Raw genomic sequence first — 16,761 nt, forward strand, 5'->3', positions numbered from 1 at the left:
TCCACGCCCCAAATTTAGCCCCGAAACCCATTTACAATCCCACTAGCCCCCCGCCCGACCGTCCACCCCGTCCCATGTCCCACTTCCCCAAACTGCTCTCTTCGCAGATTGCCTTCGACGTGGCGCGGACCATGCTGGACGGGTTCGACAAGCACTACCGGCTGTTCCGTGAGGTGAGCCACCAGGCCAAGATGAAGTTCGAGGCGGGCGACTGGCTCGGCCTGCAGCAGATCCAGCGCGATCGCATCGCGTTCTACAACGAGCGCGTGCGCGAGACCAGCGTCATCCTGGAAGACGAGTACGATGCCGAGAACATCGAAGACGAGATCTGGCAGCAGATCAAGCTGCACTACATCGGGCTGCTGACCAACCACCACCAGCCCGAACTGGCCGAGACCTTCTTCAATTCGGTCTGCACGCGCCTGCTGCACCGCTCGTACTTCAACAATGGCTTCATCTTCGTGCGCCCGGCCATCTCGACCGAGTACATCGAGAACGAGGAATCGCCGACGAAGCCGACCTTCCGCGCCTACTACCCGGGCAGCCGCCACGGCATGGCGGACTGCTTCGAGCGCATCGTGCACAACTACCAGCTCGAGCGGCCGTTCGAAGACCTGCGCCGCGACATCGGCTATGTGGTGCGCACGGTAGAAGAGCATTTCGGCGATTTCCGCATCGCGCCGAATTTCCAGATCCACGTGCTGTCGTCGCTGTTCTTCCGCAACAAGTCGGCGTTCATCATCGGCCGCATCCTGAACGGTGACCGCACCTATCCGCTGGCGATCCCGATCGTGCACGGGCCGTCGGGCAAGCTGGTGCTGGACGCGGTGCTGCTGAAGAAGTTGCAGGTGATGATCCTGTTTTCCTTCACGCACTCGTACTTCATGGTCGACATGGAAATTCCGTCGGCCTACGTGACGTTCCTGCGCGACATCATGCCGCGCAAGCCGCGCGCGGAGATCTACACCTCCCTGGGTTTGCAGAAGCAGGGCAAGAATCTGTTCTACCGCGATTTCCTGCATCACCTGCAGCATTCGTCGGACAAGTTCATCATCGCGCCGGGCATCAAGGGCCTGGTGATGCTGGTGTTCACGCTGCCCTCGTACCCGTACGTGTTCAAGGTGATCAAGGACTTCTACCCGGCGCCGAAGGAAACCACGCGCGAGCTGGTCAAGTCCAAGTACCAGCTCGTCAAGCAGCACGACCGCGTTGGCCGCATGGCCGACACGCTGGAGTACTCCGACGTGGCGTTCCCGCTGTCGCGCTTCGATGACGACCTGGTGCGCGAACTGGAGCATCATGCGCCGTCGATGATCGAATACCAGCGCGGCAAGGACGGCGGCGAGGAAATCGTGGTGCGGCACGTGTATATCGAGCGCCGCATGACGCCGCTGAACATCTGGCTGCAGGAAGGCACCGACGAGCAGGTGGAGCACGGCATCGTCGAGTACGGCAATGCGATCAAGGAGCTGATCGCCGCGAACATTTTCCCCGGCGACATGCTGTACAAGAACTTCGGCGTGACACGCCATGGCCGCGTGGTGTTCTACGACTACGACGAGATCGAGTATTTCACCGACTGCAATGTGCGCCGCGTGCCCGAGCCGCGCAACGAAGAAGAAGAAATGTCGGGCGAAACCTGGTACACCGTGCGTCCGCACGACATCTTCCCGGAGACGTTCCGTACCTTCCTGCTTGGCAACCCGCGCGTGCGCGAGGCATTCCTGCGCCATCACGAAGATTTGTTCGACCCTGCCATGTGGCAGGACCACAAAGACCGGCTGCTTGCCGGACAAGTTCATGACTTCTTTGCCTATCCCACTTCCGAACGCTTCATCCACCGCTACGGCAGGACAGGGCCCAGCACGCCCGTCGCCAGCTTTGCAAGGAGGGTCGCATGAATGATGCTATCGCCCAGCTGTTCCGCAACAATCGCGACTGGGTCGACCGCGTCAACGCGGAAGACCCCACCTTCTTCACGCGCCTGGCCAACCAGCAGGCGCCGGAGTACCTGTGGATCGGTTGCTCCGATTCCCGCGTGCCCGCCAACCAGATCCTGGGCCTGGCGCCGGGCGAGGTGTTCGTTCACCGCAATATCGCCAACGTGATCGCGCACAGCGACCTGAATGCGCTGTCGGTGATCCAGTTCGCCGTGGAAGTGCTCAAGGTGCGCCACATCACGGTAGTTGGCCACTATGGCTGCGGCGGCGTGTCGGTCGCGCTCAAGCGCGAGCGCATCGGCCTCGCCGACAACTGGCTGCGCCATGTGCGCGACGTGGCCGACAAGCACGAGGCCTACCTCGGCACCATCCTGCGCGAGGACGATGCCCACACGCGCCTGTGCGAGCTCAACGTGATCGAGCAGGTCAGCAACCTATGCCAGACTACCGTGCTGCAGGATGCGTGGGCACGCGGGCAGGCCGTGACCGTGCACGGCTGGGTGTATGGCGTTTCCGACGGCCTGCTGCGTGACCTGGGCATGGCCGCCAGTAGCAACGAGGAGCTGCACCAGCAGCTGGCCGCAGCCTACCGCCAGTTCGGCGACCCGCCGCAGGCCTCGATCCGCTGACGCGGCCGCCACACGTTCCGTACGAATTTCGTACGCATATCGATACCAGGAGAACAGACATGCAAGACCCGATCGTCATCGTTTCCGCCGCCCGCACCCCCATGGCGGCCTTCCAGGGCGAATTCTCGTCGCTGACCGCGCCGCAACTCGGCGCCGTGGCCATCCGCGCCGCGGTGGAACGCGCCGGCATCAAGCCGGATCAGGTCGAGGAAGTGGTGTTCGGCTGCGTGCTGCCGGCCGGCCAGGGGCAGGCACCGGCGCGCCAGGCGGCGCTGGGCGCGGGCCTGCCGCTGGGCGTAGGCTGCACGACGGTCAACAAGATGTGCGGCTCGGGCATGCGCGCGGCGATGAACGTCCACGACGGCCTGGTGGCCGGCTCGTTCGACATCGCCATCGCCGGCGGCATGGAGAGCATGACCAATGCGCCGTACCTGATCCCGAAGGGCCGTGGCGGCTACCGCATCGGCCACGGCATGATCTACGACCACATGATGCTGGACGGCCTGGAAGATGCGTATGACAAGGGCCGCGCCATGGGCACCTTCGGCGAGGACTGCGTCGCCAAGTACGGCTTCACGCGCGAACAGCAGGACGCCTTCGCCATGGAAAGCGTGCGCCGCGCGCAGCAGGCCACCGAGGCCGGCGACTTCCGCTGGGAGATCGCCCCGGTCACCGTGTCGGGCAAGGGCGGCGACACCGTCATCGACACCGACGAAGGCCCGCGCCGCATCAAGCTCGACAAGATTCCGTCGCTGAAGCCCGCGTTTGCCAAGGACGGCACCATCACGGCGGCATCGTCGTCGTCGATCAACGACGGCGCCTCGGCGCTCGTGATGATGCGCGAATCCACCGCGAAGAAGCTCGGCCTGCAGCCGATCGCCCGCATGCTGGGCCACACCACGCATGCGCAGGCGCCTGGCTGGTTCACCACCGCGCCGGTGGAAGCCATGGCCAAGCTCTACCGCAAGCTGGACTGGACCACCGACAGTGTCGACCTGTTCGAGATCAACGAGGCCTTCGCCGTCGTGCCGATGGCCGCCATGCACGACCTGAAGATCCCGCGCGAGAAGGTCAACATCCACGGCGGCGCCTGCGCGCTGGGCCACCCGATCGGCGCTTCGGGCGCGCGCATCATGACCACGCTGATCGGCGCGCTGCGCAAGACCGGCGGCAAGCGCGGCGTGGCTAGTCTGTGTATTGGTGGGGGCGAGGCGACGGCGGTGGGGATCGAGATCGTCTGACGCACCGCTAGTGTTTCTCCCCTCTCCCGCTCGCGGGAGAGGGGAGAAACCAGAAACCATCGATTAACCACCGCCTCAGGAGCCCACCCTTGCCAACCGCACTCATCCTCGGTGCCTCGCGCGGCATCGGTCTTGAATTCGTACGCCAGTACCGCGCCGACGGCTGGCGCGTCATCGCGGCGGCGCGCACGCCCGAAGGCTTTGCCGCGCTGAAGGCGCTCGGCGCCGAAGCCCACCAGGCCGACCTGACCGACCCGGGCGCCGTGGCCGGCCTGGGCTGGAAGCTCGACGGCGAATCGCTGGACGTGGCCATCTACAACGCCGGCGTGCTGGGCCCGCGCACCGAAGGCGCGCAGCCGGTCACGCGCGAGGACTTCGACAGCGTGATGCACGTGAACGTGCTCGGCCCGATGATGGCGCTGCCGCTGGTGCTGCCCTATGTCGAGACCGGCCAGGGCGGGCACGGCGGCGTGCTGGCAGTGCTGTCCTCGCGCATGGGCAGCATCGGCTCCATGGACAGCAATGGCAGCTGGCTGTACCGCGTCAGCAAGGCCGGCGTCAACGCGGCGCTCAAGGCGGTGTCGCTCGACGCGCGCCATGCCACTTGCGTGGCGCTGCATCCCGGCTGGGTGCAGACCGACATGGGCGGCAAGGCCGCGGACCTCACGCCGCAGCAGAGTGTGAAGGGTCTGCGCCAGGTGCTGGCTGGCGTCAAACGCCGCGACAACGGCAGCTTCTTCAACTACGACGGCACCCCCATCCCCTGGTAAGCGCGGGCCGGACTCACCTCATACAGAAACGACATGCTGCTGACATCCGAACAGGAAATGATCCGCGACGCCGTGCGCCAGTTCGCGCAGGAGGTGATCGCGCCGCAGGCCGCGCAGTGGGATCGTGACAAGGTCTTCCCCAAGGACGTGCATCGCGAACTGGCCGCGCTGGGTGCCTATGGCGTGGCTGTGCCGGAAGCCTACGGCGGCGCGGGGCTGGACTACCTGTCACTGGCGCTGATCCTGGAGGAGATCGCCGCGGGCGACGGCGGCACGTCGACCGTCGTCAGCGTCAACAACTGCCCTGTGTGCAGCATGCTGATGGCGTTCGCCGATGAAGCGCAGAAGCAGCAGTGGCTGGTCCCGCTCGCGCGCGGCGAGATGCTCGGCGCGTTCTGCCTGACCGAGCCGCACGTAGGGTCGGACGCCTCGGCATTGCGCACCACCGCCGTGCGCGATGGCGATCACTATGTGCTCAACGGCGTTAAGCAGTTCATCACCAGCGGGCAGAATGCCGACGTGGCGATTGTCATGGCCGTGACCGACAAGGCCGCCGGCAAGCGCGGCATCAGCGCGTTCCTCGTGCCGACCGCCACGCCAGGCTATGTGGTGGCGCGTCTCGAGGACAAGCTCGGCCAGCATTCGTCGGATACCGCGCAGATCGTGTTCGAGGATTGCCGCATCCCGGCCGCCAACATGCTCGGCGACGAAGGTGCCGGCTACAAGATGGCGCTGTCGGGGCTCGAAGGCGGGCGCATCGGCATCGCCTCGCAGAGCATCGGCATGGCGCGCGCCGCGTTCGAGGCGGCGCTGGCCTATGCCAAGGAGCGAGAAAGCTTTGGCCAGCCGCTGTTCCAGCACCAGGCCGTGCAGTTCCGCCTGGCCGAGATGGCCACGCGCATCGACGTGGCGCGCCAGATGGTGTGGCATGCCGCCTCGCTCAAGGACGCCGGCCGGCCCTGCCTGAAGGAAGCCGCCATGGCCAAGCTATTTGCCAGCGAGATGGCCGAGAAGGTCTGCTCCGACGCCATCCAGGTGTTCGGCGGCTATGGCTATGTCAGCGACTTCCCGGTCGAGCGCATCTACCGAGACGTGCGCGTCTGCCAGATCTACGAAGGCACCAGCGACATCCAGAAGATCCTGATCGCACGCGCGCTGGCGTAGCCTCGGCGCGCCGAGGCGCGTACCATGGGGCCTGGGAAGCACGGCATGGCGTCCTGGATGCTTCCCGAAGCCATCCGACCATCCACCACGACAGAGGGCCCCCGACCATGACCGCTGCGATCGACTTCTACTTTGATTTCTCGTCGCCGTATGGCTACTTCGCCAGCACGCGCATCGACGAACTGGCACAGAAGTACGGTCGTTTCGTGGCATGGCACCCGATCCTGCTCGGGGTGGTGTTCAAGACCACCGGCTCCTCGCCGCTGCCGCAGATCCCGCTCAAGGGCGAATACTGCTGGCGCGACTTCGAGCGTACCGCGCGCTTCCACGGCATCGAGTACAAGCGCCCGACACACTTCCCGCTGCCGACCACGCACGCCGCGCGCGCCATGCTGTGGCTGCAGAACCACCACGGCGCCGATGTCGCCACGGCGTTTGCCAGGTCGGTCTACCACGCCCTGTTCGTGGACGACATCAACATCGCCGAGCCGGCGGAGATCTCGAAGCTGGCCGAGCCGCTCGGCGTGGACGTGCACGCGATGGATGCCGGCGCCGCCAGCTACCAGATCAAGGACCAGCTCAAGGCCGAGATCGAGGTCGCCATGGCCAAGGGCGTGTTCGGCTCGCCTTTCGTCATTATCGACGGCGAGCCGTTCTGGGGCTTCGACCGCTTCGACCAGATCGAAGACCACCTGAAGCGCGGCCGCCAGACCGAACTGCGCGCCGTGTCCAGCGTGGACAGCAACAAGGAAAAGAAACCCGCATGACTGCAGCAGACCGGGCCGGCATCGGTCCATCCTCCGGCCCATCCTCGCGTTTTGACTGTGTGATCTTCGACTGCGACGGCGTGCTCGTCGACAGCGAACCCATCGTCAACCGCGTGCTCAACGAAATGCTCAACGAGCTTGGCATCGCTATCTCGCTCGAGGATTCAACGAAGATGTTCCTGGGGCGCGCGGTGCGCGAGGAACTCGACACCATCGCGCGCATGCGCGGCGCGCCGCTGCCGGAGAACTGGCTGTCGCAATGGCTGGTGCGGCGCAACCAGGTGCTGGAGGCCGAGGTGCAGAGCGTGCCGTACGTGCGCGAAGCGGTGGCTGCCATCGCCGCCACCGGCATGCCGGTGTGCGTGGCGTCGGGCGCGGACCGCATCAAGGTCAAGCTGCAGCTCACGCGCACGGGCCTGGTGGAACTGTTCCGGCAGGACGAGCGCGAGCATATCTTCTCGGCCACCGAAGTGGAGCGCAGCAAGCCCGCACCGGACGTGTACCTGTTGGCAGCGCGCACCATGGGTGTGGAGCCGTCGCGCTGCGCGGTGATTGAAGACAGCCCGGCCGGCATCACCGCCGGCGTGGCCGCGGGCATGACCGTGTTCGGCTATGCGGCGCGCAATGATGCCGCCATGCTGCGCGAAGCCGGTGCCCACCACCTGTTCGCCGACATGCGGGAACTGCCGGAGTTGCTGGGATGAGCGCAAAGCGTCCGCCTCGCGCCACGCCCGCGCCATGCCCCTGCGGCGTCGGCGCGGACTATGCCGCGTGCTGCGGCCGCTATCACCGCGGCGATGCCGTGCCGCCCAATGCCGAGGCGCTGATGCGCTCGCGCTACACGGCCTATGTCATGGGCAATATGGACTGGGTCCGCCGGACCTGGCACCCGTCCACGTGCCCCGCCGACCTGTTGCCGGATACGGGCACGCGCTGGCTGGGTCTCACCATCAAGGCCCATTCCCAGCAGGACGATACGCATGCCGAGGTGGAATTCGTGGCGCGCTACAAGGTGGGCGGGCGCGCCTGGCGGCTGCACGAACGCAGCCGGTTCGTGCGTGAGCCACGCGCTGCCGGCGAGGCGCCCGTGTGGCTATACGTGGATGGCGACATGATCGGGGAGGCGTCATGAGCACCGAATCGCAGGCATCCGGTGGCACGCCGGAGTACCTGTTGTACTGCTTTGCCCAGTCCGGCAATGCCTACAAGGCGGCGCTGCTGCTGGAGACCGTCGGCGCACAGCGTGGCCGGCAGTTGTGGCAACCGCGCTTTGTCGATTACTTCAATGGCGAGACCCGTACGCCGGAATATCGCGCCATCAACGTGATGGGCGAGGTGCCGGTGCTGGAGTTCGGCGGGCAGCGCCTGTCGCAGTCCGGCGTGATCCTGGAAACGCTGGCATCGCGCCTGGACGCCTACGGTGCCGCGAGCGAGGCCGAGCGCGCCGAAGTCCTGCGCTGGCTGCTGTTCGATAACCACAAGTTCACCTCGTACACCGCCACTTACCGTTTCCTGCGCGCCTTTACCGCGGCACCGGACCCGACAGTGCTGCAGTTTTTCCGCACGCGCTGCGAGGGCGCCTGGAGCGTACTGAACGCACAATTGGCCGGCCGCGGCTTCGTGCTGGGCGACCATGCCACCATCGCCGACTTCTCGCTGGCGGGCTATGTCTTCTTCGATGACGAGATCGGCGTGCACTGGCGCAAGGAGTATCCGCACATCCACGCCTGGACGGAGCGCATGCGGGCACTGCCGGGATGGAAGCACCCTTATGAGCTGATGCCGGGGCATCCGCTGCCCAAGCGCAGCAGCTGACGTTGGCAGCGCGGCACCCCTGACGGGAAGACTTCGAGAGACCAAGCGGCAAGAGACCGGGAAGAGACCTCAACATGCCTACGCTGGAAACCAAACTCAACGCGCGCTCCGAATCGTTCAAGGCCAACGCCGAAGCTATGCAGGCATTGGTGGCCGACCTCAAGGCCAAGGTGGCGAAGCTGGCCGAAGGCGGCGGCGATGCCGCCCGCGACAAGCACCTGTCGCGCGGCAAGCTGCTGCCGCGTGACCGCGTGCAGCAGCTGCTGGACCTGGGCACGCCGTTCCTGGAACTGTCGCAGCTGGCCGCGTATGACATGTACGACAACGCCGCGCCGGGCGCCGGCATCATCACGGGCATCGGCCGCGTGGCCGGGCAGGAATGCGTGATCGTCTGTAACGACGCGACCGTCAAGGGCGGCACCTACTACCCGATGACGGTCAAGAAGCACGTGCGCGCGCAGGAAATCGCCGAGCAGAACAACCTGCCGTGCATCTATCTGGTCGATTCGGGCGGTGCGAACCTGCCGAACCAGGACGACGTCTTCCCCGACCGCGACCACTTCGGCCGCATCTTCTACAACCAGGCCAACCTGTCCAAGCAGGGCATTCCGCAGATCGCGGTGGTGATGGGCTCTTGCACGGCCGGTGGCGCCTACGTGCCGGCGATGAGCGACGAGTCGATCATCGTCAAGAACCAGGGCACCATCTTCCTGGGCGGCCCGCCGCTGGTGAAGGCCGCCACGGGTGAAGAAGTCACTGCCGAGGACCTCGGCGGCGCCGACGTGCACACGCGCCTGTCTGGCGTGGCCGACTACTTCGCGCAGAACGATCATCACGCGCTGTCGCTGGCCCGGAACATCGTGCAGCACCTGAACCGGCGCAAGCCCGACCAGATCCGCCTGCACGAGCCGGCCGAGCCGCTGTACCCGGTCGAAGAGCTGTACGGCGTGATCCCGACCGATACGCGCAAACCGTTCGATGTGCGCGAGGTGATTTCGCGCATCGTCGACGGCTCCGAGTTCGACGAGTTCAAGGCGCGCTACGGCACCACGCTGGTGTGCGGCTTCGCGCGCATCTGGGGCTACCCGGTGGGCATCATCGCCAACAACGGCATCCTGTTCTCGGAGTCGGCGCTCAAGGGCGCGCACTTCATCGAGCTGTGCTGCCAGCGCAAGATCCCGCTGGTGTTCCTGCAGAACATCACCGGCTTCATGGTGGGACGCAAGTACGAGAACGAAGGCATCGCACGCAACGGCGCCAAGATGGTGACGGCGGTCGCCACGGCGCAGGTGCCGAAGTTCACGGTGATCATCGGCGGCTCGTTCGGCGCCGGCAACTACGGCATGTGCGGGCGCGCGTATTCGCCGCGTTTCCTGTGGATGTGGCCGAACGCGCGCATCTCGGTAATGGGCGGCGAGCAGGCGGCGAGCGTGCTGGCCACGGTGCGCCGCGACGGCATCGAGTCGAAAGGCGGCAAGTGGAGCGCGGAAGAGGAAGAGGCCTTCAAGCAGCCGATCCGCGACCAGTACGAGCACCAGGGCCACCCGTACTACGCGAGCGCGCGGCTGTGGGACGACGGCGTGATCGACCCGGCGCAGACGCGCACGGTGCTGGGGCTGGGCCTGTCGGCGAGCCTGAATGCGCCGATCGACGACATGAAGTTCGGTGTGTTCCGCATGTAAGGGAGCCGGCAACACGCGCCTCTCGCGACTGTCATGGGTTGTCCTGCCTTTTTGCTTCGACGTCTTGCCGCGCTGTCCGTGCTTGGCCTGCTGCTGTATGCGCAAGGCGTGGCTCGGGCACAGCCGCCCGAGACGAGCGGAGCGCCGGCCGCCCCGGTGACGCGTGTGCAGTTTTCCGAGCAGGTGGTGCTGCTGCCCAAGGCTGCCTCGCCATTCCGCATCGAGCTGGAAGCGACGGTGTTCAAGCCCGCCGGTGACGGCCCGTTCCCGCTGGTGGTGATCAACCATGGCAAGGCCCCCGGCAAGCCGGCGTTCCAGGGGCGCGCACGCTTCCCGGCGCAGAGCGTCGAGTTCCTGCGCCGCGGCTACGTCGTGGTGCTGCCGATGCGCCAGGGTTTTGCACGCTCAGGCGGGCCGTACATCGGCGGCAGCTGCAATATCGAAATCAACGGCCTGCAGCAGGCAGAGGACGTGGTGGCGGCGCTGGACTACATGGTCAGCCAGCCCTATGTCGACAAGGACCGCATCGTCGTCATCGGCCAGTCGCACGGCGGCCTGACGACCATGGCGTTCAGCACGATCTCCTATCCCGGCGTGCTCGGCGTGGTCAACTTTGCCGGTGGCCTGCGGAACCTGAGCTGTGCGGACTGGGAAGACCGCCTGATCGAGACGTTCGGCAACTATGGCAAGGACGCACGCTATCCTTCGCTGTGGATCTACGGCGACAATGACAGCTACTGGCCCGCGCCGTTGCCCGCCCGCATGTTCAACGCCTACAAGGCCAATGCGAAAGGGCCCGCCGCCAACGCGCGCATGATCGACGTTGGCGAGTTCGCTGGCGATTCTCACCGCCTGTTCAGCGCGCGCGAGGGCATTCCTGTCTGGCTGCCGGAAGTCGGCGCCTTTTTCCGATCGCTTGGCCTGCCGTTCGAGAACGGCTCCTGACCTGCCGTCCGCACGCGCGGCGCAGGCCTGCATATCTCATTTCATCCGGAGCGCAACATGGACTTCACCACGCTTACTGTCAACATTGCCAGCCACATCGCCACTGTCACGCTGAACCGGCCCGATGTGCGCAACGCCTTCAACGAAACCGTCATTGCCGAACTGACCGGCGCATTCCGCGCGCTCGGCGACATGGACGAGGTGCGCGCCATCGTGCTTGCCGGCAACGGGCCGGCGTTCTGCGCGGGCGCGGACCTGAACTGGATGAAGAAGATGGCCAGCTACTCGGACGACGAGAACCGGGCCGATGCGCTGACGCTCGCGCAGATGCTGCACACCATCTGGTCCTGCCCACGCCCGGTCATCGCGCGCATCCAGGGCGACACGTATGCCGGCGGCGTGGGGCTGGTCGCCGCCTGTGACATCGCGGTGGCGGCGGAGCATGCGCACTTCTGCCTGTCGGAGGCGCGGCTTGGCTTGCTGCCTGCGACCATCAGCCCGTATGTGATTCGCGCCATGGGCGAGCAGGCGTCGCGCCGCTACTTCATCACGGCGGAGCGTTTTGATGCGGCCGAAGCGCTGCGGCTAGGCTTTGTGCATGCGGTGGTGCCTGCGGAGGCATTGGATGCCAAGGTGGCCGAGATTGCCGCGGCGCTGGTGGCGAACAGTCCCAATGCCGTGCGGGAAAGCAAGCGGCTGGTGCAGGAGGTGGCGGGCCGCGTGATCGACAATGACTTGCTGGCCGACACCGCAGACCGGATTGCAAGGATCCGTGCTTCGGCGGAGGGGAGGGAAGGGGTGCGGTCTTTCCTGGAGAAGCGCTCGCCGTCGTGGCGGCCGGCTTGAGGCTGGGCGTATCTCCAACCCCTTGTTTGCTCCCCTCTCCTGCCCGGCGGGAGAGGGGAGTCACACCGCGGCATGCGGAATCGTGTCGCCGCGAAAAATGTCTGTAGATACTTGCGTGAAGATCGCAGCACGCTAGCGACAAGGGTGAGTCATCATCCATCGAACGTCGCTCAAATCTGGCTAACTCTCCGTTAACTCGAAAAAATCCCAGGCGTTGCCAACCCCCGTGGGACATTCCTAACATGAGCCTCCCCAACCATTCCGTCCCCATCGCACTGTCCGGCACAGCCGACGGCGCCCGGCACGGATGGTCAACAAAGGAGGACTCCCTTGGAACAACAGTCCCTGCATGCCACGGCCGGCGATTCGCTCGGCCAGCGCAGCAAGCGCGCAGTCTGGCACCCCTGCACGCGGCTGCGCCCTGACGATACCGGTACGCCGCTGGCCATCGTGCGCGGCGAAGGCCCCTGGCTTCATGACGCGGACGGCCGGCGCTATTTCGACGCCACCAGCTCGTGGTGGGTCAACCTGTTCGGCCACGCCAACCCGAAGATCAACGCCGCGCTCGCAGACCAGCTCCAGACGCTGGAGCACGTCATGCTGGCCGGCTGCACACATGCGCCGGCCGTCGAGCTGGCCGAGCGCCTGTCCGCGCTGACCGGCGGCACGCTGGGCCACGCGTTCTACGCCTCGGACGGTGCCTCGGCGGTAGAGATCGCGCTCAAGATGAGCTTCCACTACTGGCGCAACACCGGCCTGCCGGCGAAGCGCGAGTTCGTCTGCCTGGCCAACGGCTACCACGGGGAGACCGTGGGCGCGCTGGGCGTGACCGACCTGGACGTGTTCCGCGATGCCTATGATCCGCTGATCCGCCGCGCGCATGTGGTGATGTCGCCCGATGCACGCCAGGCCGCGCCGGGCGAAACCGCCGCGGACGTCGCCACGCGTGCGCTGGGTGCACTGGAGACGCTGCTGCGCGAGCGTGCGGGCCAGATCGCCGCGCTGATCGTCGAGCCACTGGTGCAGTGCGCGGCCGGCATCGCCATGTACGACCCGTCCTACCTGGAAGGCGCGCGCGCCTTGTGCGACCGCTACCGTGTGCACCTGATCGCCGACGAGATCGCGGTCGGCTGCGGGCGCACCGGCACCTTCTTCGCGTGGGAGCAATGCCGGGGCGCAGACCAGCCGCTGCCCGCGCATGTCTGGCCGGATTTCCTGTGCCTGTCCAAAGGCATCAGCGGCGGCTACCTGCCGCTGTCGCTGGTGCTGTCGCGCCAGGAGATCCAGCGCGCCTTCGTCGCCGATGAAATCGCACGCAGCTTCCTGCATTCGCATTCCTACACCGGCAACCCGCTCGCCTGCCGCGCCGCACTGGCCACGCTGGACCTGTTCGCGCAGGACGACGTGATCGCGCAGAACCGCGCACGCGCGCAATGGCTGGCTGACGCGATGGCACCGTTCGCCAGCGATGCGCGGCTGCATCGCATGCGCCAGCGCGGGCTGATCTGGGCCGTCGATGTGCGCGACGAGGTGGCCGGCGAAGGCTTCGCCGGGCGCTTCCACCAGGCCGCGCGCGCGCGCGAGCTGCTGGTGCGGCCGATCGGCAACACGCTGTACGTGATGCCGCCTTATGTTTTCGATGCCGCGCAGGCGCGCTGGCTGGCCGGGCAACTGCTCGCCGCGCTGGACGATGTGCTCGGTACCACCAATGCCAACGATGAGGTCCGCCATGCTGCTTGAACAACTGCGCCGCGCCGCCGACGAACGCCAGGCCCGTGCGCTCACGCGACGGCGCCGCATCGCGCATACGGCCTGCGCCCCGCACCAGTCCGTGGGGCCGGTGGAAACGCCCGCGCCGCAGTCCTTGCTGACGTTCTGCAGCAACGACTACATGGGGCTGGCGAGCCATCCTGACGTCGTCGCCGCGCTGGCTGAAGGCGCGCGGCTGTATGGCGCGGGCAGCGGCGCCTCGCACCTGGTCAGCGGCCATTCGCTTGCGCACGCGCGGCTGGAAGAGGAACTCGCGCGCTGGTTCGCCCCGTACATCCCGCAAGCGCGCACGCTGTACTTCTGCACTGGCTACATGGCCAATATGGCCGTGCTGACGGCCCTGGGCACCGCGGGCGCAACGCTGTTCTGCGAAACGCTCAACCATGCCTCGCTGATCGACGGCGCCCGGCTCGCGCGCGCGGACGTGCAGCGCTACCCGCACTGCGACGCCGCTGCACTGGACGCGCTGCTTGGCGCCAGCAACAGTCCGCTCAAGCTGATCGTGACCGACAGCGTGTTCAGCATGGATGGCGACGTGGCGCCGCTGGCCGAGTTGCTCGTGCTGGCCGAACGGCATGACGCGTGGATCATTGTCGACGACGCGCACGGCTTCGGCGTGCTGGGCGACGATGGCCACGGCGTGCTGCAGGCGCTGGGGCTGAACTCGGAGCGCCTCATCTACATCGGCACGCTGGGCAAGGCCGCCGGCGTGGCGGGCGCCTTCGTGGCCGCGCACGACACCATCATCGAACACCTCGTCAACACCGCGCGCCCCTACATCTACACCACGGCCGCGCCGCCTGCGGTGGCACATGCGCTGATGGCGAGCCTCGCGATCATCGAAGGCGAGGAGGGCCGGCAACGCCGCGCCAACCTGAACCGGTTGATCGCCGACCTGCGTGCGGGCCTGGCCCCGTTGGCCGCGGCGGCCGGATGGCAGCTGGGCGACAGCGCCACCGCCGTGCAGCCGCTGATCGTCGGCGACAACGCCACCTCGCTGGCGCTGGCGGCCCGGCTGGAGGCGGATGGCATCCGCGTCGGCGCGATCCGGCCACCGACCGTGCCGGAAGGCACCGCGCGGCTGCGCATCACGCTGTCGGCCTCGCATACAGCGGCGGATGTGCAACGGCTGGTCGGCGTGCTGGCCAGCGCCGTGCCACCCGAAGCGAAGCGGGAGGCAGCATGAGCCAGCCTGCGAAGTTCCAGTGCTTCGTCACCGGCACCGACACCGGGGTGGGCAAGACCCACGCCAGCGCCACGCTGCTGCATGCGCTGCGCGCGGCGGGCTATGCCGCCGTCGGCATGAAGCCGGTGGCCAGCGGCAGCGAATGGCGGGGCGACCATTGGCACAACGATGACGTGGCGGCGTTGCGCGCGGCCAGTTCCGTCGCGGTGCCGCTGGCCCAGACCAGCCCGTTCCTGCTGCGCACGCCGTGCTCGCCGCACCTGGCTGCGGCACGGGAAGGCGTGCGCATCACGCGCGCGCCCATCCGCCGTGCCTTCGACGCACTGCGCGAGCAGGCCGATGCCGTCGTCGTGGAAGGTGTGGGCGGTTTCCATGTGCCGCTCGATACCGGCGCCGTGCGCTGGAGTACGGCGGACCTTGCCGTGATGCTGGCGATGCCCGTCGTCATGGTCGTGGGCATCCGCCTTGGCTGCCTGAACCACGCCGTGCTGACCGCCGAGGCCATCCGCGCGCGTGGGCTGACGCTGGCCGGCTGGATCGCCAACCGCGTCGATCCGGACATGCTGCTGGCCGACGAAAACATCGCCACGCTGCACGAAGCGCTCGACACGCCGTGCCTGGGCGAGCTGCCCTGGCAAGTGGCGCCGGCCGATGCCGCCGCGCGACTCGACCTTGCGCCGCTACTTGTCCGCCCTACCCAATACCAGTCCGAGGCCCAAGGCCTCGCTGCATAAAACAGAAGCCGATCATGACCCAAGCCACTCAAACCGTCGCCACCATTTCCGCCGAATCGCTGCGCCAGACCGCACGCAGCCATGCGCTGCCCGAAGACGCCCGCTGGCGCGTCGACGACGTCGCCGCGTTGTTCGCGCTGCCGTTCAATGACCTGCTGTTCCGCGCGCAACAGGTGCACCGCGAGAATTTCGACGCCAACACCGTGCAGCTGTCCACGCTGCTGTCGATCAAGACCGGTGGCTGTGAAGAAGATTGCGGCTACTGCCCGCAGAGCGCGCACCACGACGCCGGCGTCAAGGCCGAGAAGCTGATGGCGCTCGACGAGGTGCTCGAAGCTGCCCGCGCCGCCAAGGCCAACGGGGCCACGCGCTTCTGCATGGGTGCCGCCTGGCGCAGCCCCAAGGACCGCCACCTGGAGCCGGTCATGGACATGGTGCGCGAGGTCAAGGCGATGGGCCTGGAGACCTGCGTCACGCTCGGCATGCTCAAGGCCGAGCAGGCGCAGGCGCTCAAGGACGCCGGCCTGGACTACTACAACCACAACCTCGACACCTCGCCGGAGTTCTACGGCAAGATCATTACCACGCGCACCTACCAGGACCGGCTCGATACCATCGGCCATGTGCGTGACGCCGGCATCAACGTCTGCTGCGGCGGCATCGTCGGCATGGGCGAATCGCGCGAGGCGCGCGCCGGGCTGATCGCGCAGCTCGCCAACATGGACCCGTATCCGGAATCGGTGCCCATCAACAACCTCGTGCAGGTCGAAGGCACGCCGCTGGCCGGCACCGAGGCGCTGGACCCGTTCGAGTTTGTCCGTACCATTGCCGTGGCCCGCATCACCATGCCGGGCGCGATGGTGCGCCTGTCCGCTGGCCGCGAGGCGATGGACGAAGCGCTGCAGGCCCTGTGCTTCATGGCTGGCGCCAATTCCATCTTCTACGGCGAAAAGCTGCTGACCACGGGCAACCCGCAGGCCGACCGCGACCGCGCGTTGCTGGCCCGCCTGGACATCCGCGCGGAAGGCTACGCAGGCTGAATAGTTAAGAAATCACCACGCGGAGAGCTCGCCGCCGTAAGATCCCGATAACGGGGTTAAACGGAGGGAGCTCATGTTCAGCAAGATCCTGATCGCCAACCGCGGCGAGATCGCCTGCCGCGTCGCCGCCACCTGCCGCCGGCTGGGCATCCGCACCGTCGCGGTGTACTCGGACGCCGACGCCGATGCCCGCCACGTCGCCTTCTGCGACGAAGCCGTGCATATCGGCGGC

General features: G+C 66.8%; 17 protein-coding genes. All 17 read left to right on the top strand.

Features of this window, described 5'->3' with window-relative positions; genetic code table 11:
- Window positions 1-74 precede the first annotated feature (74 nt).
- Entirely contained in the window at window positions 75-1,901 is a 1,827-nt protein-coding gene (aceK, locus tag LDO29_RS26080) for a bifunctional isocitrate dehydrogenase kinase/phosphatase (protein ID WP_224082629.1), read from the top strand.
- Window positions 1,898-2,569, top strand: coding sequence for a carbonate dehydratase (gene can, locus LDO29_RS26085; protein WP_224082630.1), 672 nt, complete (start codon window positions 1,898-1,900; stop codon window positions 2,567-2,569). The genes aceK and can overlap by 4 nt, the downstream gene beginning before the upstream one ends.
- A gap of 59 nt (window positions 2,570-2,628) precedes the next feature.
- Window positions 2,629-3,810, top strand: coding sequence for an acetyl-CoA C-acetyltransferase (locus LDO29_RS26090; protein WP_224082631.1), 1,182 nt, complete (start codon window positions 2,629-2,631; stop codon window positions 3,808-3,810).
- Between the two features lie 89 nt (window positions 3,811-3,899).
- The gene (locus tag LDO29_RS26095; RefSeq protein ID WP_224082632.1) at window positions 3,900-4,580 is read left to right on the top strand and encodes an SDR family oxidoreductase; all 681 of its coding nucleotides are present in this window, start codon (window positions 3,900-3,902) and stop codon (window positions 4,578-4,580) included.
- 33 nt (window positions 4,581-4,613) lie between these two features.
- Window positions 4,614-5,744, top strand: coding sequence for an acyl-CoA dehydrogenase family protein (locus LDO29_RS26100; RefSeq protein ID WP_224082633.1), 1,131 nt, complete (start codon window positions 4,614-4,616; stop codon window positions 5,742-5,744).
- 107 nt (window positions 5,745-5,851) lie between these two features.
- Window positions 5,852-6,511, top strand: coding sequence for a 2-hydroxychromene-2-carboxylate isomerase (locus LDO29_RS26105; RefSeq protein ID WP_224082634.1), 660 nt, complete (start codon window positions 5,852-5,854; stop codon window positions 6,509-6,511).
- Window positions 6,508-7,215, top strand: a complete 708-nt coding sequence (locus LDO29_RS26110; RefSeq protein ID WP_224082635.1) for an HAD family hydrolase — start codon at window positions 6,508-6,510, stop codon at window positions 7,213-7,215. Before LDO29_RS26105 ends, LDO29_RS26110 begins: the two co-directional genes overlap by 4 nt.
- Window positions 7,212-7,643 (top strand): YchJ family protein, encoded by a 432-nt coding sequence (locus tag LDO29_RS26115; protein WP_224082636.1) that lies wholly within the window; start codon window positions 7,212-7,214, stop codon window positions 7,641-7,643. Before LDO29_RS26110 ends, LDO29_RS26115 begins: the two co-directional genes overlap by 4 nt.
- Entirely contained in the window at window positions 7,640-8,326 is a 687-nt protein-coding gene (locus LDO29_RS26120) for a glutathione S-transferase family protein (protein WP_224082637.1), read from the top strand. The genes LDO29_RS26115 and LDO29_RS26120 overlap by 4 nt, the downstream gene beginning before the upstream one ends.
- A 74-nt stretch (window positions 8,327-8,400) precedes the next feature.
- Window positions 8,401-10,008 (top strand): carboxyl transferase domain-containing protein, encoded by a 1,608-nt coding sequence (locus LDO29_RS26125; RefSeq protein ID WP_224082638.1) that lies wholly within the window; start codon window positions 8,401-8,403, stop codon window positions 10,006-10,008.
- 33 nt (window positions 10,009-10,041) lie between these two features.
- Entirely contained in the window at window positions 10,042-10,953 is a 912-nt protein-coding gene (locus LDO29_RS26130; RefSeq protein WP_224082639.1) for a dienelactone hydrolase family protein, read from the top strand.
- 57 nt (window positions 10,954-11,010) lie between these two features.
- Window positions 11,011-11,799, top strand: a complete 789-nt coding sequence (locus LDO29_RS26135) for an enoyl-CoA hydratase/isomerase family protein (RefSeq protein WP_224082640.1) — start codon at window positions 11,011-11,013, stop codon at window positions 11,797-11,799.
- A gap of 330 nt (window positions 11,800-12,129) precedes the next feature.
- Entirely contained in the window at window positions 12,130-13,539 is a 1,410-nt protein-coding gene (gene bioA, locus LDO29_RS26140) for an adenosylmethionine--8-amino-7-oxononanoate transaminase (protein ID WP_224082641.1), read from the top strand.
- Window positions 13,529-14,755, top strand: coding sequence for an 8-amino-7-oxononanoate synthase (bioF, locus tag LDO29_RS26145; RefSeq protein WP_224082642.1), 1,227 nt, complete (start codon window positions 13,529-13,531; stop codon window positions 14,753-14,755). Before bioA ends, bioF begins: the two co-directional genes overlap by 11 nt.
- On the top strand, window positions 14,752-15,489 hold the full coding sequence (bioD, locus tag LDO29_RS26150; protein ID WP_224082643.1) for a dethiobiotin synthase: 738 nt from the start codon (window positions 14,752-14,754) through the stop codon (window positions 15,487-15,489). Before bioF ends, bioD begins: the two co-directional genes overlap by 4 nt.
- Before the next feature lie 14 nt (window positions 15,490-15,503).
- On the top strand, window positions 15,504-16,529 hold the full coding sequence (gene bioB, locus LDO29_RS26155; protein WP_224082644.1) for a biotin synthase BioB: 1,026 nt from the start codon (window positions 15,504-15,506) through the stop codon (window positions 16,527-16,529).
- A gap of 73 nt (window positions 16,530-16,602) precedes the next feature.
- A partial coding sequence (locus LDO29_RS26160) for a biotin carboxylase N-terminal domain-containing protein (RefSeq protein ID WP_224082650.1) occupies window positions 16,603-16,761 on the top strand: 159 nt, incomplete at its 3' end.

This window comes from Cupriavidus laharis (assembly GCF_914271435.1).
Classification (GTDB): domain Bacteria; phylum Pseudomonadota; class Gammaproteobacteria; order Burkholderiales; family Burkholderiaceae; genus Cupriavidus; species Cupriavidus laharis.